Genomic DNA, 23,561 nt, shown 5'->3' with positions numbered 1-23,561 from the left:
TTGATCCCCGAGAGGAGCCGGTCCGCGTAGGGTTGCTCGGTGTGACCGTCGGTGGTGAAGCAGTAGTCCGGCTCCAGCCGGCAGTACCAGAATCCGCCCTGGCGCCGGAATCGTGTGCACAGCGCGGCGTGGTGGTAGAAGCCGACGCGCTGCGGGTCGGCTTGGAGGCGTGCGGCCCGAACACCGTCCCGGCCCCGTGATCCCGGTCCCTTGCCGGCCTTACGCGGCCCCGGACGCGAGGTCGCCGGAAGTGCATGTGTTGCGCTCCTTGTGCCACGCCAGGTCCGGACAGGAGTCCTGAACGGTCCGGGAGAGCAGGTCAGCGAAGACGTGCTGGGTGTCCAGGTCGTCGCTGTCCGCCCACTTCAAGGTCGCGTGGCGCTCGGGGTCTCCGGTTTCCGTCTCGTCGTGGATCTTCGCGGCACCGGTTGACCATTCGCCTGATCCGATTCACGTGTGACGCGGTGTGCTCGCGGAGGGTTGCTGTTCGCACGTGATTACGAAGTTTGGGTCGTCCTGAATTGGTCAGGCGCCCGGGATGCGCGAACCAGTTCTGACAGCCGGACCTGCCGAACCGTCCGGACTTCAGGAAAGACCCGCAGCCGAGCGTCCGAAGGAGCGGGACGCCTTCTTCGACAACGCCAAGTACCTGGCGATCGTGCTGGTCGCGGTGGGGCATGCGTGGGAGCCGCTGCGGGACGGGAGCCGGGGGGTGTCCGCGCTGTATCTGCTCGTGTACGCCTTTCACATGCCGGCGTTCATCGTCGTGTCCGGGTACTTCTCGCGGAACTTCGACTGGAGTCCGGGACGGCTGCGGCGGTTGGTGACCGGGCTTGTCGTGCCGTATGTGGTGTTCGAGACGGCGTACACGTTCTTCACGCGGTGGACCGACCAGGTGCCGGACCGGCCGGTGAGTCTGCTGGATCCGCTGTATCTGACGTGGTTCCTGGCGGCGTTGTTCGTGTGGCGGCTGACCACTCCGCTGTGGCAGCGGGTACGGCATCCGGTGCCGCTCGCCCTCGTCGTGGCGATGCTCGCCACCCTCACGTCGTCCATCGGTGACGACCTCGACCTTCAGCGGGTCCTGCAGTTCCTGCCGTACTTCGTGCTCGGTCTGTCGCTGCGGCCGGAGCACTTCCGGTTCGTTCGCAGGCGTGCGGTGCGGGTGGTGGCGGTGCCGGTGTTCGCCGGCGCGCTGGTGGCGGCCTACTGGGTCGTGCCGCGGATGAGCGCGGCCTGGCTCTACCACCGGGACAGCGCACAGGAGTTGGGCGGCCCCGCCTGGTCGGGGCCGGTGATGACGCTGGTCGCCTTCGGGTGCTCGCTGGTGCTGGCCGGGTGCTTCTTCGCCCTGGTGCCCGGGCGGCGCACCTGGTTCACCGCGCTGGGCGCGGGCACCCTCTACGGCTATCTCCTGCACGGCTTCCTCGTCCAGGGAGCCCGCTCCTGGGGCTGGTACGGGCCCGCGTGGGTCCATGGGCCGCTCGGTGTGGGCGTGGCCACCCTCGTCGCCGCCACCGTCGTGACCCTGCTGTGCACGCCACCCGTCCGGCTCGCCTTTCGGTGGGTGGTCGAGCCGGAGATGCGGTGGGCGTTCCGGCGGGAGTCGGTTCAAGCCGGGCGGGCCTGAACCGCCTCGTCCAGCGGCCGGTGATGCGGGCCGAGGACCGGAGCGTGGAGCGGACTGCCGAGGTGCTGCGCGTGAGCACTGGCACTGGCACTGGCACTGGCACGGTCACGAGCCGGCGGCAGTCATGTGCGGCCGACGGGTCCGGTGCTGTCGTACGGCGGTCCCGGGCGCCGTGGGAGCCGTGGTGGCCGCCGTCCTCGCGCCCGGTGGCGGGTCTCCATGCCCCCGGTACCCGCACAGCCGTGTGACAAGATGCTTCGGCCATGCCCCACCAGAAAGGGACGATTCCCATGTCCAGGGTCGAGCTGACCACTAACTTCGGCAGCATCGTTCTCGAGCTGGCCGACGCCGAGGCGCCCAAGTCCGTCGCGAACTTCCTGACGTACGTCGGCAACGGGCACTACGACGGCACGATCTTCCACCGTGTGATCGACGGCTTCATGGTCCAGGGCGGTGGCTTCACCCAGCAGATGCTGCAGAAGTCCACTCTGGAGCCTGTCCAGAACGAGGCCGACAACGGGCTGAAGAACGACGAGTACACCGTGGCGATGGCGCGTACCAGCGCCCCGCACTCGGCGACCGCCCAGTTCTTCATCAACGTCGGGGACAACGAGTTCCTCAACTACAAGTCCCAGACCCCGAACGGCTGGGGCTACGCCGTGTTCGGCAAGGTCGTCGAGGGCAAGGACGTCGTCGACCGGATCAAGGTCGTGCCGACCGGCAGCAACCGCGGTCACGGTGACGTGCCGGTCGAGCCGGTGATCATCGAGTCCGCGAAGGTCGTCGGCTGACGTCGCCGCACAGCTGACGGGACCGGGACCTGCGGCTGCCGAGCCGTTTCGGAGGCAGTACGCAGGTCACGCGGTCTTCTTGCGGGCGGTCGTCCTCGCGGTCGTGGTCTTCTTCGCCGACGCCGTCTTCTTCGCGGCCGTGTTCAATGCGGTCGCGGTCTTCGCGGTCGTGGCCTTCGCGGTCGTGGCCTTCTTCGCCGATGCCGCCGTCTTCTTCGTTGCCTGTGACGACTTCGCCGTCGTCCTCTTCGCGGCCGGCGTTCTCTTCGTGGCGGACGTCGACTTCTTACCGCCGGTTTGTTTTGGTGCGGCCCGCGCCGACTTGCGCTGTGGCAGTTGCCTGACCTCCGCCGGCTCCTCGCCCCGCGACTCCTTGGCGTCCCGCACGCTCTTCTCCAGCGCGGCCATCAGGTCGAGGACCTTGCCGCTGCGGGCAGGTTCCGGGGACTGCGGCGGGGCCTCTCCCGCGGCCTTGGCGGCGACGACCTCCTCCAGTGCCTCGCGGTACTCGTCGTGCAGTTCGTCGAGGTCGATCTCGCCGAGGGTGTCCATCAGGGCGTCGGCGAGGTCGAGTTCCTTGTCGCTGACGGTGACCTTGGTGTCGGGGGCGAGTCCCTCCGGCGCGCGGACCTCGTCCGGCCACAGCAGGCCGTGCAGCGCGATGGCGTCCTCCACCACCCGCAGCATGCCCAGCCGTTCCCGCCCGCGCAGCGCGAACTTGGCGATGGCCACCTTGTTGCTGCGCTTCAGCGCCTCCCTCAGCAGGATGTACGGCTTGGCCGCGGGGACGCCGCCGGCCTGGAGGTAGTACGCGGCGTCCATCTGGAGCGGGTCGATCCGGTCGCCCGGCACGAAGGCGACGATCTCGATGGTCTTCGCCGTCGGAAGCGGCAGGTGGGCGAGGTCCTCGTCGGTGATCGGAATGACGGTGCCGTCCGCGTCCTCGTACGCCTTGCCGATCTCTGCCTGGGTGACCTCGCGGTCCTCCAGTTCGCACACCTTGCGGTAGCGGATGCGGCCGCCGTCCTCGGTGTGGATCTGGCGGAAGGAGATCGAGTGGCTCTCGGTGGCGTTCACCAGCTTGATCGGGATGCTGACCAGGCCGAACGAGATGGCGCCGTTCCATATGGATCTCACCAGCAGCACCCTTTCTGGGCTTTTGCGTAATTTTATTTAGGTATGCATGAGATTGTCATCGTATGACGCCGATCACTGAGGTGGAGGGGAGACGGATCGCGCTCAGCAACCTGGAGAAGGTGCTGTATCCGGCGACCGGCTTCACCAAGGGCGAGCTGCTCCACTACTACGCCACGACCGCCGACGTCCTCCTCCCTCATCTGCGGGACCGCCCGGTCTCCTTCCTGCGCTATCCGGACGGGCCCGAGGGCCAGGTGTTCTTCACCAAGAACGTCCCGCCGGGTACGCCCGACTGGGTCACCACGGCCGAGGTCGCCCGTTCCGAGGGGCCGGCCCGCATGGTGCTGGTCCAGGACCTCGCGAGCCTGATGTGGGCCGCCAACCTGGTCGCCGAGTTCCACACCCACCAGTGGCCGGTCAGCGCCCCCGACGAGGCCGACCGTCTGGTCCTCGACCTCGACCCGGGCCCGCCCGCCACGGTCGTCGAGTGCTGCGAGGTGGCCCTCTGGCTGCGGGAACGGCTGGCGGCGGACGGTATCGAGGCGTACCCGAAGACGGCCGGGTCGAAGGGGCTGCATCTGCTGGCGGCGGTCCGGGGTGCGTCGTCCGACCGGGTGTCGGAGTACGCGAAGCAGCTCGCCGTGGAGGCGGAGCGGGCGATGCCGCGGCTGGCTCTGCACCGGATGACCCGGAATCTGCGTCCCGGGAAGGTCTTCGTCGACTGGAGTCAGAACGCTGCCCGCAAGACGACTGCGACGCCGTACACCCTGCGGGCCCGGACTCTTCCTCTGGTGTCGGCGCCGGTGACCTGGGCGGAGGTCTCGGGGTGCGGGGCGCCGGGGGAACTCGCCTTCCAGGCGGGGGACATGGGGACGCGGCTGGAGGATTACGGTGACCTGTTGGCTCCGCTTCTCGATCGTGACGGGGCGGCGGCGTTGCCGTGAGGGGGTGCGGGGGGTTCGGCGGGTGCGGGTGGGTTGTGGTTGAGCGCGCCGTTCCCCGCGCCCCTGGGGTGATTCGGCGGGTGCGGGTGCGTTGGGGCTGGGCGCGCCGTTCCCCGCGCCCCTGGGTGGGTGCCGGGTCGGCCTGCTCGGTGAGTGCGGGTGCGTTGTGGTTGGCCGCGCCCCTGGGGGCGTGGCGCTGTGTCAGACCTTTGTCCAGGTGTGGCGGTCTCGGGCCATTGCGTGCAGGGCTTCCACGTCTGCCGGTTTGAGGACTCCGCCGAGTCGGGCGAGGCCTTCGAGGTCCGTGTCGTCGAGGATGCGGGTCCCTCGGGGCGGGAGGGTGACCGTGATGTCCGTGGGGCCGACCAGGGCGAGGACCGGGTGGACCTCGGCAGTGAGGGCGTAGGAGGCCCGGTCGGCGTCGGCGCGGACGCGGCGCAGCAGGGGCTCGGGGTCGCGGCGGCCGAGGGCGACCATCGGGTCGGTGACCGTGACCCGCTGCTTGCGGGCGTACAGCGCGTGCACGGCGAACAGTCCACCGGGCCCGATCAAGAGATGGTGGACGCGGTCGCCGCCGGGCAGCGGCACGGAGTGCAGGGTGTGCCAGCCCGCGGCGTCCAGGCGGTCCAGGGCGTCGCCCACCGTCTGCTCGGCCTCCAGCGCGCGTCGGCGAGGGTCGCGGCGGAGCCGGTGCGAGGGTCCCGGATCCCGGTCGAGGGCGACCTGGAGGGCTTCGCCGGGCCGGTTGGGCGCGAGGTCGTCGTCCGGGTGGAGGGAGAGCCGGGCCAGCTCGGCGGGTGTCGGCACCGGGGGTGGGCCCACGGCCACCCGGCCGGTCAGGAAGGGCCCGAGGACGTCCAGCACATCTTCTCTGCGGTCCTCGCTCAGCAGATTGATCCGGGCCGCCTCACGGTCGTACCAGGCGATGTTCCTGCCGTCCGTGAGGCAGACGTACAGCCGTTCCTGACCGTGGCGCCAGGTCGGTACGACGCGCAGTCCGCTCATGCACCATCACCCCACCGACCATGGGAACAGGCGGGGTGCTGCGCAGGCAAGAAGGCGGCTACCTTTGGGGTGAGTTGCAGGGCTTGTCGCAGGGGCTTGGGGAGGCGCTGTTGCGGACCCGCAGGAAGCAACCCGATGTACCGGCTCCGGACCGGGCGTGGGACGAGGTCGTGCCCGGGCTGTGGATGGGCGGGCACGAGTTCCGGGGCCTTTCCGGGCAGCGGGAGTTCGCGGTCGTACGGGACGAGTTCGATGTCGTGCAGACGCTGTTGCGGCTGCCCGGCCACGGTCCCGATCCGGGCGTCGAGCACCATGTGTGGCCGATTCCGGACGGGCCGCTGGACGGAACGCAGCTCGCGGGCGTGATGCGCCTGGCTCGGGCCGCGAGCGACGCACTGGACGAGGGCCGCACGGTCCTCGTCCGCTGTTACCACGGTTACAACCGCTCGGGGCTGGTCGTGGCGCACGCTCTGGTCCGCAGGGGGCATACCGCCGACGAGGCGATCCGGCTGATCCGGGGCCGGCGTTCGCCGTGGGCGTTGCACAACGAGTTGTTCGTGGACTATCTCCGGGCCGGACTTCCGACGGCCCGGCTGCTGGAGGAGCTGACCGAGTAGGGCCGTCCGGACCCACCAGAACGCAAAGAGGACTTCCACATGAATAAGGTGGCCTGGGCCGTTAACGACGCACGCCCCCGCCCGGAACCCAAGCCCGGAACCCCGGCCCGCAGACCTCAGGCGCAGACCCCAGGAGCACAGTGCCACCCGCCCGCCGCGCACCCCGTACGCCTCGCGCCGACACGGCATGCGCATACGCGTGCGCACGCGCACGCCGTACGGCCCGTGCCGTCGTCGTGGTCGCCCTGCTGGCGGCGGCCGCGGCCGGCTGCGGTGACGCGGGCGACCTGGTCGGCGCGGGCTCGACGCCGACCGCGACCGGTCCGGACCGGCTGTGGCCGCAGCTGACGCCCGCCGCCAGCCCCGCCTTCACGATCGACGAGGTGGACACGAAGGTCGTCAAGGGCGTCTCCGTCCCCGGTGACGACATCCGCGCGGTGGACCCGGTCGCGGTCGTCCGCGCCGAGATCAGGTCGGCCCCGGGCGACTACTCCGCGGGGGGCTATGTGACGACGGCCCGTCGGATGGCCGACTGCGGCAGGAGCGGCGCGGCCGGGAAGGAGTGCCCCGTCCTGCGGCCGTACTACCGCGACCTCACCGGTGACGGGCGCGTGGACCTGACGCTGGGTTTCCGCCAGCTGCCCGGCGGCATCACCGCCGTACGCGTCTACACCGTCGAGAAGCACCGGCTCGTGCAGGTCATGCACTGGGAGGACGCGGTCAGCGGGGTGGAGCTGGCCGGGCGGTCCGTCATCATCCGTTCGCCGTCCGAGGTGGCCGGGTACGAGTACCGGCTCCAGTGGACCTGGGACCCGGAGCAGAAGGCGATGCTCCTCACCCACGACGAGATGCTCCGCACGGGCAAGAGCACCCGCGTCCCCGCCGCCTCGCCCGGCCCGTCCGCGAGCGCGCGATGAGACTCGCGCTCCCCCGCTGGTCCGGCACGCTAGCCGTGAAGGCCGCCGTGTTCATCACCGTCATGTGCTGCGCGCTCGCGGCGCTGCTCGGTGTCCTCGTGCACGTGTCGGTGACGAACCAGACCGTCGGCGAGGCACGTGACCTGGCGTTGAGCCGGCTGAAGGACGCGACCGAGGCGTACGAGGCCGGGGACACGCTGAAGTGGGACGCCGGTGTGGATCCGCCGGACCTGCCCGGGTCGTTGCGGGCGCTGGCGGTCGCCGGGGACCGCGGCACGATGGTCGGCGTGCACGGAGGGCGCCCGACGATGTGGGCGGCGGGTCCGGTGGACGGGGACCGGTCGCTGGCCGTGGAGGTCGACTACTCGCAGAACGCGCGGACGATCGCGGCGCTGGACCGGGCCATCCTGTGGTCGTCGGGGCTGGCGATCACGGCGACGCTGCTGGTCGGGGCGTTCGCGGTCACCCGGGTGACCGCGCGGTTGCACACGACCGCGCGGGTGGCCCGGCGGATCAGTGCGGGCGACCTCGACGCGCGCGTCGACGATCCCCGTACGAAGGATCCGGCGCGGCCGCAGGACGAGGTGGCGGCGGTGGCCGCCGCGCTGGACTCCATGGCGGCTTCCCTGCAGGGGAAGCTGCTGAGCGAGCAGCGGTTCACGGCGGATGTCGCGCATGAGTTGCGGACGCCGCTGACCGGGTTGCACGCGGCCGCCGAGCTGTTGCCGCCGGGGCGGCCCACTGAACTGGTGCGGGACCGGGTGGGGGCGTTGCGGACGCTGACCGAGGATCTGCTGGAGATCTCCCGGCTGGACACCGGGCGGGAGCTGCTGGAAGTGGACACTGAGCGCGTGGCCGCCGTGGCCGAACGGGTGGTGCGGGCGTCGGGGACCGACACCGAGGTCGTCGTCGTGCGGGACGTTGCCGTGGACACCGACCGGCGGCGGCTGGAGCGGGTGCTGGGGAACCTGGTGGCCAACGCGCACCGGCACGGGCGGGGACCGGTGTCGTTGACCGTGGACGGGACGGTGGTGACGGTCCGGGACCACGGGGACGGGTTCCCGGACTATCTCGTCGAGCACGGGCCGCAGCGGTTCCGTACGGAGGGCGGGGCGCGCGGGCACGGGCTGGGGCTGACCATCGCGGTGGGGCAGGCAGAGGTGTTGGGGGCCCGGCTCTCGTTCGCGAACGCGCAGGACGGCGGGGCCGTCGCGACGCTGACGTTGCGGTAGTTCCCGGGCGGGTTCTCCTATGGCCCCGCTCGAAAGGCGACCCTCCCGGCCTCCTCCTAACGTGGCGAACAGTCAGGTTCGTACCCCGCTCACGGAGGTAACCCCATGTCCCTGCGCTCCCGACTCTCCATAGCCGTCGCCGCCGGCGCTCTCGCCGTCACCGCCCTCGGCACACCCGCCGTCGCCGATGACGACTGGGGCGGCTCCGACGGCGACTGGGGTAACCAGCAGAACCAGACCCAGAACCAGGGCCAAGTCCAAGGCCAGGGCCAGAATCAGGACCCGGGTCACCACCAGACCCAGAACCAGAACCAGAACCCGCAGTTGTACAAGGGCGTCGTGACGGCCAGTTCGCTCGCGCTGCGCAGCGCGCCGAACCGGGGCGGCCAGATCATCCGGTGGGCCCAGAACGGCGATTCCGTCAGGATCTTCTGCAGGACCGGCGGTCAGAACATCGACGGCAACTCCACCTGGTACCTCCTCACGGACGGCACCTGGGCCTGGGGGGCGGCCCGGTACATCCACGTCTTCGGTACCACGCCACGCTGGTGCTGACACCCTGCACGAGCTAGGCAGACATCACTCCCTATTTGGGTAGGTTCCGGACATGACCAAGGCCGGAACCACCGTGGCCCCCGCGGACGCCCCCGCTCCCGCGGTACGCCTGCCCCGGCGCCGTGGCATCGAACTGGCCCTCATCGTCCTCGCCGTCCTGCTCTGCGTGTACGGCTACTGCGCTGTAGGCCTCGCCAAGCACGGCACCGTCCCGCCCGGCGCCGCCCACTACGGCGCCGGGCTCGGCGTGCTCGCGCTCGTCGCCCATATCGCCGTACGCCTGCGGGCGCCGGACGCCGATCCGCTCCTGCTGCCCATCGGCGTGCTCCTCAACGGCCTGGGCCTGGTGCTCATCCACCGGCTCGACCTGGAGACGCCCGGGGACCGCGCGGCCCCCGCCCAGCTGGTGTGGTCCACGGTCGGGGTGACCCTGTTCATCGTGGTCGTGCTCGCGCTGCGCGACCACCGTGTGCTCCAGCGGTACGCCTACGTCTGCGTCGCCGCCGCACTGGTCCTGCTGATCCTCCCGATCCTGTTCCCCGCCGTGAACGGCGCCCGCATCTGGATCCGGATCGCCGGGTTCTCCATCCAGCCGGGTGAGTTCGCGAAGGTACTGCTCGCGGTGTTCTTCGCCGCGTACCTGGCGGCCAACCGCAACGCGCTGGTGTTCGCGGGGCGCAGGTTCTGGGGCCTGCAACTGCCCACCGGGCGGGTCCTGGGCCCTCTCCTCGCCATCTGGCTGGTCAGTGTCGGGGTGCTGGTCCTGGAGCGGGACCTCGGCACCTCGCTGCTGTTCTTCGGCCTGTTCGTCGTTCTCCTGTACGTCGCCACCGGGCTCACCGGCTGGATCGCGCTGGGGCTGCTGCTGGCCGCCGTCGGCGCCTTCGCCGTGGGCTGGCTGGAGCCGCACGTGCACAGCAGGGTGGAGGACTGGCTGCATCCGTTCGCGTCGATCGACGCGGGCCAGGGCCCCAACCAGCTCGCGCAGTCCCTGTTCGCGTTCGCCGCGGGCGGCATCCTCGGCACCGGGCTCGGGCTCGGGCACTCGATCCTGATCGGCTTCGCGGCGAAGTCCGACTTCATCCTGGCGACGGCCGGCGAGGAGCTGGGCCTGGCCGGCCTGTCCGCGATCTTCCTGCTGTACGGCCTGCTCGTGGAGCGCGGCTACCGGGCGGGGCTCGCGCTGCGGGACCCGTTCGGGCGGCTGCTGGCGACGGGTCTCGCCTCGATCGTGGCGCTCCAGGTGTTCGTGATCGCGGGCGGGGTCGGCGGGCTGATCCCGCTCACCGGCATGGCGATGCCGTTCCTCGCGCAGGGCGGCTCGTCGGTCGTCACCAACTGGGCGATCGTGGCGCTGCTGATCCGGGTGAGCGACTCGGCCCGCGGTCAGTACGACGGAGAGGAGACCCCGTGACGACACGAGGCCCCGGCATGACCCGTTACATCCGGCACGCCGCCGTCTTCTGCGCCCTGCTGCTGACGGCGCTCCTCGTCAACGCCGTCCGCCTCCAGGTTGTCGAGGCCCGCTCCCACGACGAGAACCCGGCCAACCGCCGGGAGAACATCGCCCGTTACGGCCGGCAGCGCGGCGACATCCTGGTGGGCGGGCGGCCGGTCACGGGATCCCGGGACACCGCGGAGCAGCTGCGCTACGAACGGACGTACACGGACGGGCCGTTGTACGCGCCGGTCACCGGCTTCGCCTCGCAGGAGTACGGCACGACCCTGCTGGAGCACGCCGAGGACGGGGTCCTGTCCGGCGCGGACCCGCTGCTGACGCCGTTCCCGCTGTGGAACGACTTCACGAGGAGGCACAACCCGGGCGGGAACGTCGTCACCACGCTCAACGGGGCCGCGCAGCAGGCGGCTTACCGCGGGCTCGGCGGACGCAAGGGCGCGGTGGCGGCCGTGGAGCCGTCGACGGGGCGGATCCTGGCGCTGGTGTCCTCGCCGTCGTACGACCCGGGGGCGCTGTCGGGCAACGACCGCCGGGTGGGCCGTTCCTGGGCCCGGCTCAACGACGACCCGGACAAGCCTATGCTCAACCGGGCGGTCCGGCAGACCTATCCGCCGGGTTCGACGTTCAAGGTGGTCACCGCGGCGGCCGCGCTGGACGCCGGCGTGATCACGGACGTCGACGCGCCGACCGACTCGCCCGCGCCCTACACCCTGCCCGGCACCCGGACCTCACTGACCAACGAGTCCGACGGCTGTGCGGACCTCTCCCTGCGCGAGGCCTTCAGATGGTCGTGCAACACGGTGTTCGCGAAGCTCGGTGTGGAGGTGGGGGTGGGTGACATGACGGCGACGGCGCACGCCTTCGGCTTCAACGACCACTCGCTGCGGATCCCGTTCGCGGTGGCCCGGAGCACCTTCGACCCGACCGTCGACAAGGCGCAGCTGGCCCTGTCGTCGATCGGCCAGTACAACACCCGGGCCACTCCCCTGCAGATGGCGATGGTCTCGGCGGCCGTCGCCAACGGCGGGCAGATCCGCACGCCCTATCTGGTGGAGCGGACCACGACGGACGACGGCGACCTGGTGGCGACGGCCGGCTCCCGTCCGGTACGGCAGGCGATGCATCCCTCGACGGCCGCACGGCTGAAGGAGCTCATGACACAGGTGGTCACCGAGGGCACCGGCACCAACGCCGCCATCCCCGGTGCCGTCGTCGGCGGCAAGACCGGCACCGCCCAGCACGGCGTCGGCAACGCCGGTACGCCGTACGCCTGGTTCGTGTCCTGGGCGCAGGGCGAGCGGGACATCGAGCCGAAGGTCGCGGTGGCCGTGGTGGTGGAGGACGCGTCGGCGGACCGGGGGGACATCACCGGGGGCGGGGTGGCGGCGCCGATCGCCCGGGCGGTGATGGAGGCGGTGCTCAACTCCAAGGAGTGAGACGGGGGTTGAGTCGGCCACGCGGCCGACCTACCGTTCGGTCCATGATTGAGGCCCATGCGTACGAACTCGCCCAGGTGAACATCGGCCGCCTCAGGGCCCCGCTGGATTCGGCGCAGTTGAAGGACTTCGTCGACAACCTCGACCCGGTGAACGCCGACGCGGACGCCGCCGACGGCTTCGTCTGGCGCCTGGAGGGCGAGGCGGGCGACGCGACGGACGTGGCCGTCTTCGGCGACGAGTGGCTGATCATCAACATGTCGGTGTGGCGCGACACCGACGCGCTGACGGCGTACATGTACCAGGGCCGGCACCGCGAGATGCTGGCCCGCCGCAGGGAGTTCTTCGAACGGGTCCAGGAGGCGATGGTCGCCCTGTGGTGGGTCCCGGCCGGCCACCGCCCCACGGTGGCCGAGGCCGAGTCCCGGCTGCTGCACCTGCGCACCAACGGGCCTGCGCCGTACGCGTTCACGCTGCGCACGCCGTACCCGGCGCAGGGCGCGGAGCCGGTCACGGCCCTGGAGATCCCGGACGACCTGGGCTGCTCGGTCTAGATCGGCTCGCGCATCTCCGCGCGGATCAACAGTGCCGTGGCCGCCAGCTTGTCCAGGTCCACGTCGGACGGGTCCTGGGTCATCGTGGAGGACCGGAGTTCGGCAACCGACGCGCCCGTGTTGGCGTCCGCCCAGGCACAGACGGGAACCGTCATGTCCGTACCGGCCTGGGTCTTGGTGAGGACCTCGCAGGTGACGGTGACGCCGTCGGAGCCGTCCGGATGGAAGTCCTGCGGCGCCAGGGCGAGCTTGGCACCCTCGCCCTTGGTCGCGCCCTCCATCATGCTGTCCCGCGACCGATCGGGCGCCTTGAACCGGCCGTACATGCCCGACACCACGAGCGAGCCCTCCGTCGTGTTGCCGGCCAGGCTGTACTGAGCGACCGCGACCCCGTCGACCTTGGTGTTCGAGAAGCCGTCCGCCTCGTCCATGACCTTCTGCCCCTCGGAGCCGGAGACGTCCTGGGCGAGTTCGTACCGGCCGCTGAGCAGGGTCTTGGGGACGGAGAGGGTGTACTCGGCCGCCGGGTAACCGGCACCGCTCGCCTCCTCCACCCCACGCATGACCGAACCCGCCACCCCCAGGACGACGAGTCCGCCCACGATGGCGAGGATCACCACGAGGGGGCGCCTCTTCGGGGGCGGGACGACAGGAGGCGCACCCCAGCCGTACGGCTGCTGCTGGGGGTACGGATTCCCGTACGGCGGCTGCTGCACGGGCGGCGGGCCGTACGGCTGCTGCTGGCCGTAGGCCTGCTGACCGTACGGGCCGGGAGCGTAAGGGCCCTGCGGAGGCTGCTGGTTGTAGGGGTTCTGCGGCCCGTACGGGCCTTGAGGCGTGGACACGTCAGTACGTTACTCCACGTGAGCGGCCCCCTCTTCGATGGACTGCTCGACCTCCGCGACCCGCTCCCGCTCCTCCGCCGCGAAGCGCTCCGCGTCCAGTTTCTCGGCGAGTTCCTCGTCCTGGGCCATCAGGAGGTCGAGGTTGGAGTCGCCCATCTCGAAGACGCCCATGTCGACGTAGGCCTGCTGAAGGCGTGGGCCCCACAGGCCGATGTCCTTGACGCAGGGGACGATCCGGGAGAAGAGCAACCGGCGGAAGAGGGCGAGGAATTCGGACCGCTCGCTGTACTCCTCGGCCTCCGCCCTGGGGATGCCGAAGTTCTCCAGGACCTCCACTCCGCGCAGCCGGTCCCGCATCAGGTAGCAGCCCTGGATCACGAACTCCTCGCGTTCGCGGAGCTCGGCGTCGGAGAGCTGCTTGTAGTGGTCCCGGAGCGCCATGCGCCCGAAGGCCACGTGCCGCGCCTCGTCCTGCATGACGTACGCGAGGATCTGCTTGGGCAGGGGCTTGTCGGTGGTGTCGCGGATCATGCCGAAGGCGGCCAGCGCGAGGCCCTCGATCAGGACCTGCATGCCGAGGTAGGGCATGTCCCAGCGTGAGTCCCTGAGGGTGTCGTCCAGCAGGGACCGGAGGTTGTCGTTGATCGGGTACAGCATCCCGATCTTCTCGTGCAGGAAACGGCCGTAGATCTCCGCGTGCCGGGCCTCGTCCATCGTCTGGGTCGCCGAGTAGAACTTGGCGTCGAGGTCGGGGGCGGACTCGACGATCCTCGCGGCACACACCATCGCGCCCTGCTCGCCGTGCAGGAACTGGCTGAACTGCCAGGAGGCCAGGTGCTTGCGCAGTTCACCCTTGTCCTGGTCGGTGAACTTCGCCCAGTACTTGGTGCCGTAGAGGGAGATGGACTCGTCTGGGGTGCCGAGGGGGTCGTACGGATCGACCTCCAGGCTCCAGTCGACGCGCTTCTGGCCGTCCCACTGCTTGTCCTTGCCCTTCTGGTACAGGGCGAGCAGGCGGTCGCGGCCGTCGTCGTACTCCCAGCTGAAACGGGCTTTGCCCGTCGCCGGTACCTGCCAGTGGGGGTCCTCGGGGTCCGTGGTGTACAGGTCGAATGTCGGCATGCTGGGCAGGCTGCCCCTTCGTAGACGCCGGGTCAACAAGTCGTGCGCGGGGGATTGACGGCCTTGCTGACAGGCAGTCTCATAAGAGCCATGACGAGTCTGACAGAAGTCGACGCGCTCGAAGGGCTGCGTGACGCGCTCGGTCTGCTCAAGGACCGGGAGCAGGTGGCCCAGAGGCTGCTCGACTCCTCCGCGAAGCACTCCTTCGATCCGGACAGGGAACTGGACTGGGACGCGCCCTTCGAGGAGGGCAAGTGGTTCTGGCCGCCGGAACTGGTCTCGCTGTACGACACCCCGATGTGGCGTCGGATGAGCGAGGAGCAGCGGATTCTGTTGTCGCAGCACGAGGCCGCGGCGCTGGCCTCGCTGGGGATCTGGTTCGAGCTGATCCTCATGCAGCTGCTGGTCCGTCATATCTACGACAAGGCGGCCACGAGCGCGCATGTGCGGTACGCGCTCACCGAGATCGAGGACGAGTGCCGGCACTCGAAGATGTTCGCGCGGCTGATCTCGCGGGGCGGTACGCCCTGGTATCCGGTGAGCCCGGCCCATCAGCGGCTCGGGCGGCTGTTCAAGACGATCTCCACGACGCCGGGGTCCTTCACGGCGACGCTGCTGGGCGAGGAGGTCCTCGACTGGATGCAGCGGCTGACGTTCCCGGACGAGCGCGTGCAGCCGCTGATCCGGGGCGTGACACGGATCCACGTGGTGGAGGAGGCGCGGCATGTGCGGTACGCCCGCGAGGAGCTGCGGCGCCAGATGGTCACCGCTCCGCGGTGGTCGCAGGAGTTCACGCGGGTGACGTCCGGGGAGTTCGCGCGGGTGTTCTCCGTGGCCTTCGTGAACCCGGAGGTGTACACGAACGTGGGCCTCGACCAGCGGGAGGCGCTGGCGCAGGTTCGCGGCAGCGGGCACCGGAGGGAGGTCATGCAGACCGGCGCGAAGAGGTTGACCGACTTCTTGGACGACATTGGTGTGCTGCGGGGTGTCGGGCGACGGCTGTGGAGGTCGTCGGGGCTGCTGGCCTGACGGTCGGGTGCGGGCCGGTGGGGCTGGTCGCGCCCCGCGGCGGAGCCGCTGATGTAGCAGCCCCGCGCCCCTGAAGGAACTCAGCTGGACCTACTCAAGGGGCGCGGGGAACTGCGCGACCAGCCACGACGCACCCGCAGACGCCGACTACGCTGCACCCATGACCCCTGCCGCGCCCGCCTATCGGAGACTCGGTGTCGAGGAGCGCCGAAGCCAACTCCTCGAAGCCGCCCTCACGCTCTTCGCGCACCGCGTCCCCGAGGACGTCTCCCTCGACGACGTGGCGGAGGCGGCCGGGGTCTCGCGTCCCCTCGTGTACCGGTACTTCCCCGGCGGCAAGCAGCAGCTGTACGAGGCCGCGCTCCGGTCCGCCGCCGACGAACTCCAGGACTGCTTCGACGAACCCCGCGACGGCCCCCTCCTCCCCCGTCTCTCCCGTGCCCTCGACCGCTATCTCGCCTTCGTCGACCAGCACGACGCCGGCTTCAGCGCCCTGCTCCAGGGCGGCAGCGTCGTCGAGACGTCCCGGACCACCGCCATCGTGGACGGCGTGCGACGGGCCGCCGCCGAGCACATCCTCAGCCACCTCGGCGTCACCGAACCGGGTCTGCGGCTGCGGATGACCGTGCGGATGTGGATCACGGCCGTGGAGGCCGCGTCCCTGATCTGGCTCGACGAGGGCAAGCAGCCCCCCGTGGAGGAACTGCGGGACTGGCTGGTGGAGCAGTTCGCCGCCGTGCTCACCGTGACCGCGAACCGCGACCCGCAGACCGCCGCGCTGGTCACGGCCCTCGCGGCGGATGGCTGACACTGGTGCCGTGAAGAGCGAAGACACCCCCTTCGAGGGCGGCCCCATGGACGGCCGGGTGCTGCCCGTGCTGCTGGGACCGACCGGGCAGCCGCCGAAGACGTACACCATCCCCGTCCCCGACGCGGCCGGCGGCCCGCCCACCGTGCTGGTGTACAAACGCGCACCGAGGGGTCACACCCGGAGGCTGGGAATCCAGAAGGGGTGGAAGTACGAGTACGACCCCGAGGGGAAGGCGGGCGGCGGGTTGAAATGGCCCTGGTCCAAGCCCGACAAAGCCGACGGCGGGCCGGACGCCGGACCGGACGACACCCACGGGTGACGGGGTTGCGCCGAACGCCCACACCCGGCGCGCGAAAACCTGGGCGCCGTCCGATGCTCGCCGTGCGGACCAGAGGGGCTGCTCCGCACGGGAGGTGATGACGTGTCAGGAAGGCTTCTGCGTCTGGTGTGTACGGCGGCGATGGCGGCCGGCACCTTCCTCGCACCGCTGCCCGCGGTCGCGGTTGCGGCACCCGAGCCCCGTGAACACTCCGTGGCCGAGCTGCTGACGGACCTTCAGCGGCTGTACCGGGATGCCGAGAAGGCCACCGAGACCTACAACGCCACCGAGGAGAAGCTGCGGGACAAGCGCGCCGAGCTGACCCGGCTGGACTCCGCGCTCTCCGAGGCCCGGCTCTCCCTGCACGACAGCCGGGGTGCCGCCGGGCGGCTGGCCCGGCAGCAGTACCAGAGCAGCAACGACATCTCGCCGTATGTGCGCCTCCTCCTCGCCCGTGACCCGCAGCACGCCCTCGACCAGGGCCATGTCATCGGCCAGTTGGCGAAGGAGCGCGCCCAGACGGTCGGCCGCCTGACCGGCACCGAGCACCGCGCCGACGACCTGGCCCGCAGGGCCCGGCGTACGCTCGACGACCAACTCACCCTCGCGGCACGGCAGAAGAAGGACCGGGACGACGTACGGGCCAGGCTCGACGACGTGGCGGGGCTCCTCGCCTCCCTCACCGCCGAACAGCTAACCCGGCTGGCCGAGTTCGAGGAGAAGGGGGTCGAGAAGGCGCAGCAGGAGCTGACGGCCTCCGGCGCCCTGGGCAAGGACGACCGGAGTCCGACCCGGGAGGGCGAGGAGGCCCTGACCTACGCCCGACGCCAGCTGGGGAAGCCGTACGAATGGGGCGCGGAGGGCCCGAAGACGTACGACTGCTCGGGTCTGACGTCGCAGGCCTGGGCCCATGCCGGCACCTCGATCCCGAGGACGAGCCAGGAGCAGTGGGCGCGGCTGCCGAGGATCCCGCTCGATGAGCTGCGCCCCGGTGACCTGGTGATCTACTTCCCCGAGGCCACGCACGTGGCGATCTACCTGGGGAAGGGCGAGGTGATCGAGGCCCCGAGAACGGGCGAGAAGGTCAAGGTCTCCCCGATCGCAGCCCACCCGCTGCTCGGAGCCGTACGCCCGGATCAGCTACCCGAACGGGCGCGGGGCTGTGACGTCAGCGGCTGTGACGCGTGGGCGGGACCGGACACGACGGTCCCGCACCCGGGTGACGACGATCAGCCCGCCGCCACCGACGCCACGTACGCGCCCGCCTTCTCCGGCTCGTAGAAGTAGTTCTCGAAGTCGGCCGGGTCGTCGAAGCCGTTGGCGAACCGATCCGCCACCGGCTGCAACTGCCCGGCCGCGCCGATCAGGTTGAGGATGTGCTCCGGCGGAGGCGCGAGCATCGCGTTCGTCCACTTGGTGGCGTGCCGGGCGGTGTCCCAGTAGCGGTCGAACGTCGCCCGCATCCAGGCCTCGTCGAACTCCTTGTCCCCCTGGTCGAGGATGGAGGCGAGATACGAAGCCGCGCACTTGGACGCGGAGTTGGAGCCCTGCCCGGTGATCGGGTCGTTGGCGACGACGACGTCGGCGACGCCGAGGACCAGTCCCCCACCGGGCAGGCGGCCTATCGGATTGCGCACGGTGGGCGCGTACCGGCCCGCCAACGTGGCCCCGGCGTCGGTGAGTTCGGCCTTCGTGGCGCGGGCGTACTCCCAGGGCAGGAACTTCTCCATGAGGTCCAGGGTCAGCGAGAGGTGTTCCGTCGGGTCCTTGACGCCGTTGAAGGCGTCGATCGGGCCGCCGGGTATGCCCTCCCAGAACAGGATGTCCGCACGCCCGGAGGTGGTGAGCGTCGGCATGACGAACAGTTCACCGACCCCGGGGACGAGGTTGCAGCGGACGGCATCGGTGTCCGGGTGCTCGGGACGCGGGCCCAGACCGTGGACGTAGGAGACGGCGAGCGCGCGCTGCGGCTGGGTGTACGGAGAGCGCTCGGGGTCGCGGGAGAACATCGACACCAGCTCGCCCTTGCCCGCCGAGACCAGCACGAGGTCGTACGTACGGGAGAAGTAGTCGAGGTCCCCGACGGCCGCGCCGTGGATGACGAGCTGGCCGCCGCGCTGGGCGAAGGTCTCCATCCAGCCGGCCATCTTCACCCGCTGGTCGACCGACTGCGCGTACCCGTCGAGACGGCCCAGCCAGTCGATCGCGCGCTGCGAGGGCCCCGGGTCGAAGGAGCCGGGAGCCGCCACGGAGACGCCGAGCCCCTCGATCCTCGGGGCCTGGGACTCCCAGAAGTTCAGCTTGAGGTCGCGCTCGTGCTGCAGTGCCGTGTGGAACATGCACTGCGTCGACATGACCCGGCCGACGCGGATCTCGTCCGCCGTCCGGTTCGACATCAGGGTGACCTCGTACCCGTGCGACTGAAGGCCTAGGGCGAGCTGGAGTCCGGACTGGCCGGCTCCGACGACGAGTATCTTCCGCATGCGGGTGATGGCTCCTTACCAGGGCTACTCAGGGGTGACGTCCAGAGCGTGGCCGACGAGGGACAGGAGCGTCTCGATCACCGAGATCTTCCGCCGCGCGTCCATGATCATGACAGGTATGTGCGCGGGGATCGTCAACGCCTCCCGCACGTCCTCCGGTTCGAAGCGGTCACTGCCGTCGAAGTGGTTGACCGCGACGACGTAGGGCATGCCACAGCCGTCGAAGTAGTCCAGCGCCGGGAAGCAGTCCTTCAACCGCCTGGTGTCCGCGAGGACGACCGCGCCGATCGCGCCGCGCACCAGGTCGTCCCACATGAACCAGAACCGCTCCTGGCCCGGCGTGCCGAAGAGGTAGAGCACCAGGTCGTCGTCGAGCGTGATGCGGCCGTAGTCCATGGCCACGGTGGTGGTGACCTTCTCCGGGGTGCCGGTGAGGTCGTCGACCTGCTCGCTGGCCTCGGTCATCAGCGCCTCCGTCTGGAGGGGCTCGATCTCCGAGACGGTGCCCACCAGGGTGGTCTTGCCGACGCCGAAGCCACCGGCCACGACTATCTTCGTGGCGATGGGGGCCCGGGTGCGGTCCGTCTGCCAGGACTTCGGGTTGTCGTCGGTGTCCTCGAACGCGAGGTCCCTAAAGGCGACGGAGTCCACTAAGCACCCTTTCCAGCAGAGCGCGGTCGGGACGGCCCGTACCGTGAGCGGTACCGGTGCCGTACACACGGATCTTTCCCTGGTCCGCGAGGTCGCTGAGGAGCACGCGGACCACGCCGAGCGGCATCTTCAGCAGCGCGGCGATCTCGGCCACCGTGCGCATCCGGCGGCACAGTTCGACGATGGCCCGCAGCTCCGGCATGACCGACTTCAACGAGCCGTTGGTCAACTCCTTGCGCTCCTCGGGGGCTTCGAGAGCCGCCACGAAGGTCTCGACGAGGAGGACGTGACCGAAGCGGGTGCGGCCGCCGGTGAGGGAGTACGGACGGACGCGGGCGGATTTGCGGTCGCCGCCGCGGACCGGGAGCCCGGGCCTGTTCGTCATCGGGCGCCCCCCGTCCCGTCGTTCTCCAGCGACTGCCGCAGCTCGCTGCGGAGTTCGGGGGTCAGGACGTGGCCGGCCCGGCCGACGAACAGCGCCATGTGGTACGCCACCACGCTCATGTCGCAGTCCGCGGTGCCGTGGACACCGAGCAGCGAGCCGTCGCTGATCGACATCACGAAGAGGCTGCCGTCGTCCATCGCGATCATGGTGTGTTTCGTGGAACCGAAGTCCATGAGCTTGGCGGCACCGAGGGTGAGGCTGCCGATGCCGGAGACGATGGTCGCGAGGTCCGCCGCGGAGCCACGGGGGCCCGAGGGCTTCCCGTCACGTGCCTCGCGTGCTTCCGCGTTCCGCTCGGCGTCGGAGGAGAGCAGGAGCAGGCCGTCCGAGGAGACGACGGCCACGGACTGGACGCCCGGTACCTCCTCGACGAGATTGGTCAGCAGGAAGTGGAGATTGCGGGCTTCACGACTCAGTCCGAAGGTACTGGGCGCGGTCAACTGCTTGCCTCCTCGGCTGTGCCCCCCGTGAATTCTTCGGATGCGGTGCTGTGCGTGTCGGGCAGTCTGGTCTCGCCGGTCCGTTCCTCGATCTCCGCCGCCACGTCGCGGTGGCCGGCCTCCGCCCCCCGGCGGAAGCCGCCCAGCCTGCGGCGGAGGGCGTCGGCGTCCACCGCGCTGTTGCGCTGACGGGGTGCCGGGGCGGACGCGGTGATCTTCGGGGTGCGCTTGGGGAGGCCCTTGTCGGTGAGGGGCTCGTCGTCGGCGCGGGTGTGTTCCTCGTTCGCGCCACCGACCGCACCGCTTTCGTCGTCGGGTTCGACGAGTCCGCGGGGTTCGTGGGGGGCGCCGGGTCGGTGGGGTTCGACGGCCTCGTGGACCTCGTCGGCCTTGTGGGCTTCGTGGGCCTCATGGGCTTCGACGAGTTCGTCGGCCGTCGGCTCCGGTGGTACCGGGGCGAGGAGTTCCATCGTCGTCTCGGCGGGGGACTCCGGCTTGCCGTGGTGCGTCGGCTCGTCCGCCGCCGCCTCGCGTACGGCCTCCTCCGCCAGCGTCACCAACGGGTCACCGGACTGCGAACGGCCGCTCAGGACGTTGGAGTTGACCTCCGCGTCCGCTCCCGGCAGGGAGAAGGAGTGGGTCGCGCCCGTCACCGGACCGCCGGCGGCCGGGACGGCGGCCGTGGGAGCGGCGGTGAGCAGGGTCTTCGGCAGGACGACGACCGCGGCCACGCCTCCCTGCTTCTGCTCGCGCAGCTGCACGCGCACGCCGTGCCGGTGGGCGAGGCGGGCCACCACGTACAGGCCCAGACCGAGTCCCTCGTCGCCCTCGTCGTACGACTCGTACGCGGCCTCCGGATCGAACTCGGCGAGCCGGGAGTTGAGGGTGCTCGTCCGCTCGGCGGTCATGCCGATGCCCTCGTCCTGGACGGAGAGCATCACCTCGCCGCTCTCCAGCAGCCAGCCGGAGACCTCGACGGGCAGGTCGGGCGGGGAGAACGAGCTGGCGTTCTCCATCAACTCGGCCAGCAGGTGCGAGAGGTCGTCCGCGGCGAACCCGGCCACGTGCGCGTGCGGCGGGAGGGCCGCGATACGGACCCGCTCGTAGCGCTCGATCTCACTGACCGCGGCCCGCACGACGTCCACCAGCGGGACCGGGCCAGCGCTCTGCTGCACGTGTTCCGTGCCGGCCAGGACGAGGAGGTTCTCGCTGTGCCGGCGCATGACGGTGGCGAAGTGGTCGAGCTTGAAGAGGGTGGCGAGCCGGTCGGGGTCCCGCTCGCGCTCCTCCAGGCCCTCGATGACCGCGAGTTGACGCTCGACGAGGCCCAGGGTGCGCAGGGCGAGGTTGACGAAGGTGGCACCGATGGTGGTGCGCAGCCGCGCCAACTGGGCGGCGGAGTCGGCGAGTTCGCCCTTGAGCTGCTCGCGTGCGTCCGCCATCTTCTGCCGCTGGCCGACCAGGTGCTTGCGGTCGGCCTCAAGGGTGGTGACCCGCTCGGCGAGGGCGACGGAGTGCGCGTGCAGGGCGTTGACGGAACGGACGACCTGGGCGAACTCGTCGTTGCGGCCCGTGAAGGCGACCGCTTCCTCGGCGGTGGGGTCCTCGGCACCGGCGAGCCGGGCGGAGCCGCGGCGCAGCACGGACAGGGGGCGGGTGAGGGTGCGGGCCATGGCGGTGGCGATGCCGACGGCGAGCAGCATCAGCGCGCCGAGGACCGCGACCCGCAGCTCCAGCGCGGTGACGTCGTCGTCGCGCAGCTGGGCCAGCTCCTTGACCCGGCGCTCGAACAGCGCGGACTCGGCGCCGCGCATGAGGTCGACGCGGGCGGAGAGGGCGGCGTCGAGCTTGGCCGTGCTGGTGCCCAGGTCTCCGCCGGAGAGGGTGGGCTGGTCGGTGAGGACGGCGAGGTACTTGTCGGCGGAGTTGACCTCGGGGCCGGTGACCGTGGAGTCGTAGCTCGCCTTGGCGGCCGCGGGCGCGGAGTCGTGGAAGTCGGCGAGGGCGGCGTCGGAACGCAGCCTGGCCTGCTGGGCGGTGGCGCTGAGCGCCTCGCGCTGCTTGGCGCCGGCGGCCGAGGACACCCTCTTGGTGCTGGTGAGTCCGGTGATCGGGTCGTAGACGCTCTGGGTCGTCGTCGGCACGTTGAGCGCCGCGAGCAGCAGTCCGCGGGTGGCGGCGGCCTGTTGTACGGCGGAGTCCAGTTCGGCGAGGGAGTAGGCGCCGGAGCCCGCGCGGGAGGGCATCCGCTCGGCCAGTTCCTCCGCGAGCCGGTGCAGCTCCGTGATGGCGGCGGAGTAGGCGTCGTGCGCTTCGAGGGCGGTGCTCTTGCCGGTGAGCGCGGACCGCCGTACGGCGCCGATGTCGTCGAGGTCGGCGCGCAGGACGGTGGAGACGTCGGTGTCGGCGCGCAGTTCCTCGACCTGGCGGTCGACGCGGGCGCTGGACTGCTCGGTCGGCGCCTTCGCCTTGGGGCGGCCTGCGGCGATGTAGGAGGTGACCTCGTCGCGTTCGTCGGCGAGCGAGTGGGCGAGGGCGAGCGCGTCCTGGGTCTGTCCGGCGAACGTCACCAGGTCCTGGGAGTCGTGGAGTTCCCCGGACGCGGTGATCAGGGAGGGGGCGCCGGCCCCGGCGACTGCGGCGGCCACGACGGCGGCGGCGAGAATCAGCCGCGTGCGGACGTGAGTGGGGCGGCCCTTGCCGACGGGAGTCTCAGGGGTGCCGGGCGCGGCGGCTGTGCGCTCCACGCCCGTGCCGGAGGCCGTCTGCTTGCCTGTGCGACGAGGCCGCGTCTTCTGCACCGCTGCTCGCATTCCTGAACTCGTGATACCCATGGGCCCGGGGTGACGCTCCGTCAACTGGCGTGCACACCGGGGTACGGTTCCCGACCCTCCCAGCGCCGGTGGGCGGTGGCCGCGCATCGCCGGGGCCGCCACCCGAAGGAGTGAACCCCGGAGGGGAGTTGGCGGGCAAGTTCCTGCGGCACGCGCACGGACCCTGCGCGGACTGCCGGTTGGACGCCGACCACGACCGGTGGCAGTATTCGCCACCACGTTCGCCCGGAGCAAACCATTCCACCCCAAACCAGGCGCCTGACCTGCGCGACTGCGTCAATTCCGGGCCCGTTGCCACTCTTTGG

The 23,561-nt window shown here is 70.6% G+C and carries 23 protein-coding genes; 14 read left to right on the top strand and 9 right to left on the bottom strand.

From position 1 onward, the window contains the following. Positions 1–538 precede the first annotated feature (538 nt). Both ACZ48Z_RS29280 and ACZ48Z_RS29275 read left to right on the top strand, forming a co-directional pair. The gene (locus tag ACZ48Z_RS29280; protein ID WP_468738879.1) at positions 539–1,630 is read left to right on the top strand and encodes an acyltransferase family protein; all 1,092 of its coding nucleotides are present in this window, start codon (positions 539–541) and stop codon (positions 1,628–1,630) included. Positions 1,631–1,920: 290 nt separating this feature from the next. After that, complete coding sequence (locus ACZ48Z_RS29275) at positions 1,921–2,421, top strand: peptidylprolyl isomerase (RefSeq protein WP_468738878.1); 501 nt, start codon at positions 1,921–1,923, stop codon at positions 2,419–2,421. A 66-nt stretch (positions 2,422–2,487) separates the two neighbouring features. Here the strand turns inward: ACZ48Z_RS29275 and ku are convergent, their stop codons facing one another. Next, positions 2,488–3,558 (bottom strand): non-homologous end joining protein Ku, encoded by a 1,071-nt coding sequence (gene ku, locus ACZ48Z_RS29270; protein WP_468738877.1) that lies wholly within the window; start codon positions 3,556–3,558, stop codon positions 2,488–2,490. Positions 3,559–3,620: 62 nt separating this feature from the next. On the opposite strand from ku, the gene ligD reads away from it, so the two are divergent. After that, positions 3,621–4,502: a non-homologous end-joining DNA ligase gene (gene ligD, locus ACZ48Z_RS29265; RefSeq protein ID WP_468738876.1), complete on the top strand. Its 882-nt coding sequence runs from the start codon at positions 3,621–3,623 to the stop codon at positions 4,500–4,502. Between the two features lie 201 nt (positions 4,503–4,703). Here ligD and ACZ48Z_RS29260 read toward each other — a convergent pair whose 3' ends face one another. Continuing rightward, positions 4,704–5,507: a nuclease-related domain-containing protein gene (locus ACZ48Z_RS29260; protein ID WP_468738875.1), complete on the bottom strand. Its 804-nt coding sequence runs from the start codon at positions 5,505–5,507 to the stop codon at positions 4,704–4,706. 110 nt (positions 5,508–5,617) lie between these two features. Here ACZ48Z_RS29260 and ACZ48Z_RS29255 point away from each other — a divergent pair, with 110 nt between their 5' ends. The 7 genes from ACZ48Z_RS29255 to ACZ48Z_RS29225 all read left to right on the top strand — a co-directional run bounded on the left by ACZ48Z_RS29255 (position 5,618) and on the right by ACZ48Z_RS29225 (position 12,277). Further along, positions 5,618–6,124: a protein-tyrosine phosphatase family protein gene (locus tag ACZ48Z_RS29255; protein ID WP_468738874.1), complete on the top strand. Its 507-nt coding sequence runs from the start codon at positions 5,618–5,620 to the stop codon at positions 6,122–6,124. A 140-nt stretch (positions 6,125–6,264) separates the two neighbouring features. After that, entirely contained in the window at positions 6,265–7,041 is a 777-nt protein-coding gene (locus ACZ48Z_RS29250; protein WP_468738873.1) for a hypothetical protein, read from the top strand. Beyond that, the gene (locus tag ACZ48Z_RS29245) at positions 7,038–8,273 is read left to right on the top strand and encodes an ATP-binding protein (RefSeq protein WP_468738872.1); all 1,236 of its coding nucleotides are present in this window, start codon (positions 7,038–7,040) and stop codon (positions 8,271–8,273) included. The genes ACZ48Z_RS29250 and ACZ48Z_RS29245 overlap by 4 nt, the downstream gene beginning before the upstream one ends. Positions 8,274–8,378: 105 nt before the next feature. Then, the gene (locus tag ACZ48Z_RS29240) at positions 8,379–8,828 is read left to right on the top strand and encodes an SH3 domain-containing protein (protein WP_468738871.1); all 450 of its coding nucleotides are present in this window, start codon (positions 8,379–8,381) and stop codon (positions 8,826–8,828) included. A gap of 52 nt (positions 8,829–8,880) precedes the next feature. Continuing rightward, on the top strand, positions 8,881–10,242 hold the full coding sequence (locus tag ACZ48Z_RS29235) for an FtsW/RodA/SpoVE family cell cycle protein (protein ID WP_468738870.1): 1,362 nt from the start codon (positions 8,881–8,883) through the stop codon (positions 10,240–10,242). Between the two features lie 17 nt (positions 10,243–10,259). Continuing rightward, entirely contained in the window at positions 10,260–11,723 is a 1,464-nt protein-coding gene (locus ACZ48Z_RS29230) for a peptidoglycan D,D-transpeptidase FtsI family protein (RefSeq protein ID WP_468739006.1), read from the top strand. Between the two features lie 44 nt (positions 11,724–11,767). Continuing rightward, a complete protein-coding gene (locus ACZ48Z_RS29225) occupies positions 11,768–12,277 on the top strand; it encodes a DUF3291 domain-containing protein (protein ID WP_468738869.1) in 510 nt (169 codons plus the stop codon). On the opposite strand, the gene ACZ48Z_RS29220 is transcribed toward ACZ48Z_RS29225, so the two are convergent. Together ACZ48Z_RS29220 and ACZ48Z_RS29215 are read right to left on the bottom strand one after the other, a co-directional pair. Then, complete coding sequence (locus tag ACZ48Z_RS29220; RefSeq protein ID WP_468738868.1) at positions 12,274–13,122, bottom strand: DUF3824 domain-containing protein; 849 nt, start codon at positions 13,120–13,122, stop codon at positions 12,274–12,276. The two genes, ACZ48Z_RS29225 and ACZ48Z_RS29220, sit on opposite strands and share 4 nt — an antisense overlap. 9 nt (positions 13,123–13,131) lie before the next feature. Further along, on the bottom strand, positions 13,132–14,244 hold the full coding sequence (locus ACZ48Z_RS29215) for a ferritin-like domain-containing protein (RefSeq protein WP_468738867.1): 1,113 nt from the start codon (positions 14,242–14,244) through the stop codon (positions 13,132–13,134). 90 nt (positions 14,245–14,334) lie between these two features. On the opposite strand from ACZ48Z_RS29215, the gene ACZ48Z_RS29210 reads away from it, so the two are divergent. The 4 genes from ACZ48Z_RS29210 to ACZ48Z_RS29195 all read left to right on the top strand — a co-directional run bounded on the left by ACZ48Z_RS29210 (position 14,335) and on the right by ACZ48Z_RS29195 (position 17,684). Then, positions 14,335–15,273 (top strand): AurF N-oxygenase family protein, encoded by a 939-nt coding sequence (locus ACZ48Z_RS29210; RefSeq protein WP_468738866.1) that lies wholly within the window; start codon positions 14,335–14,337, stop codon positions 15,271–15,273. A 160-nt stretch (positions 15,274–15,433) separates the two neighbouring features. Then, entirely contained in the window at positions 15,434–16,081 is a 648-nt protein-coding gene (locus ACZ48Z_RS29205) for a TetR/AcrR family transcriptional regulator (RefSeq protein WP_468738865.1), read from the top strand. Continuing rightward, positions 16,074–16,403, top strand: a complete 330-nt coding sequence (locus ACZ48Z_RS29200) for a hypothetical protein (RefSeq protein WP_468738864.1) — start codon at positions 16,074–16,076, stop codon at positions 16,401–16,403. The genes ACZ48Z_RS29205 and ACZ48Z_RS29200 overlap by 8 nt, the downstream gene beginning before the upstream one ends. Positions 16,404–16,544: 141 nt before the next feature. Beyond that, positions 16,545–17,684: a C40 family peptidase gene (locus tag ACZ48Z_RS29195; protein ID WP_468739005.1), complete on the top strand. Its 1,140-nt coding sequence runs from the start codon at positions 16,545–16,547 to the stop codon at positions 17,682–17,684. Here ACZ48Z_RS29195 and ACZ48Z_RS29190 read toward each other — a convergent pair. The 5 genes from ACZ48Z_RS29190 to ACZ48Z_RS29170 are packed head-to-tail and all read right to left on the bottom strand — an operon-like array spanning position 17,633 to position 23,223. Next, positions 17,633–18,886: a styrene monooxygenase/indole monooxygenase family protein gene (locus tag ACZ48Z_RS29190; protein WP_468738863.1), complete on the bottom strand. Its 1,254-nt coding sequence runs from the start codon at positions 18,884–18,886 to the stop codon at positions 17,633–17,635. The two genes, ACZ48Z_RS29195 and ACZ48Z_RS29190, sit on opposite strands and share 52 nt — an antisense overlap. Before the next feature lie 24 nt (positions 18,887–18,910). After that, positions 18,911–19,537 carry a GTP-binding protein gene (locus tag ACZ48Z_RS29185; protein WP_468738862.1) on the bottom strand — a complete coding sequence of 209 codons (627 nt, stop codon included), beginning with the start codon at positions 19,535–19,537 and terminating at the stop codon, positions 18,911–18,913. Continuing rightward, positions 19,518–19,922, bottom strand: a complete 405-nt coding sequence (locus ACZ48Z_RS29180) for a DUF742 domain-containing protein (protein ID WP_468738861.1) — start codon at positions 19,920–19,922, stop codon at positions 19,518–19,520. Before ACZ48Z_RS29180 ends, ACZ48Z_RS29185 begins: the two co-directional genes overlap by 20 nt. Then, positions 19,919–20,422, bottom strand: coding sequence for a roadblock/LC7 domain-containing protein (locus ACZ48Z_RS29175; protein ID WP_468738860.1), 504 nt, complete (start codon positions 20,420–20,422; stop codon positions 19,919–19,921). Before ACZ48Z_RS29175 ends, ACZ48Z_RS29180 begins: the two co-directional genes overlap by 4 nt. Further along, positions 20,419–23,223, bottom strand: a complete 2,805-nt coding sequence (locus ACZ48Z_RS29170) for a sensor histidine kinase (protein WP_468738859.1) — start codon at positions 23,221–23,223, stop codon at positions 20,419–20,421. Before ACZ48Z_RS29170 ends, ACZ48Z_RS29175 begins: the two co-directional genes overlap by 4 nt. Positions 23,224–23,561: the final 338 nt, after the last annotated feature.

It is taken from the genome of Streptomyces sp. NPDC031225 (genome assembly GCF_055570355.1).
This window is presented reverse-complemented; position numbering and strand designations above follow the sequence as displayed.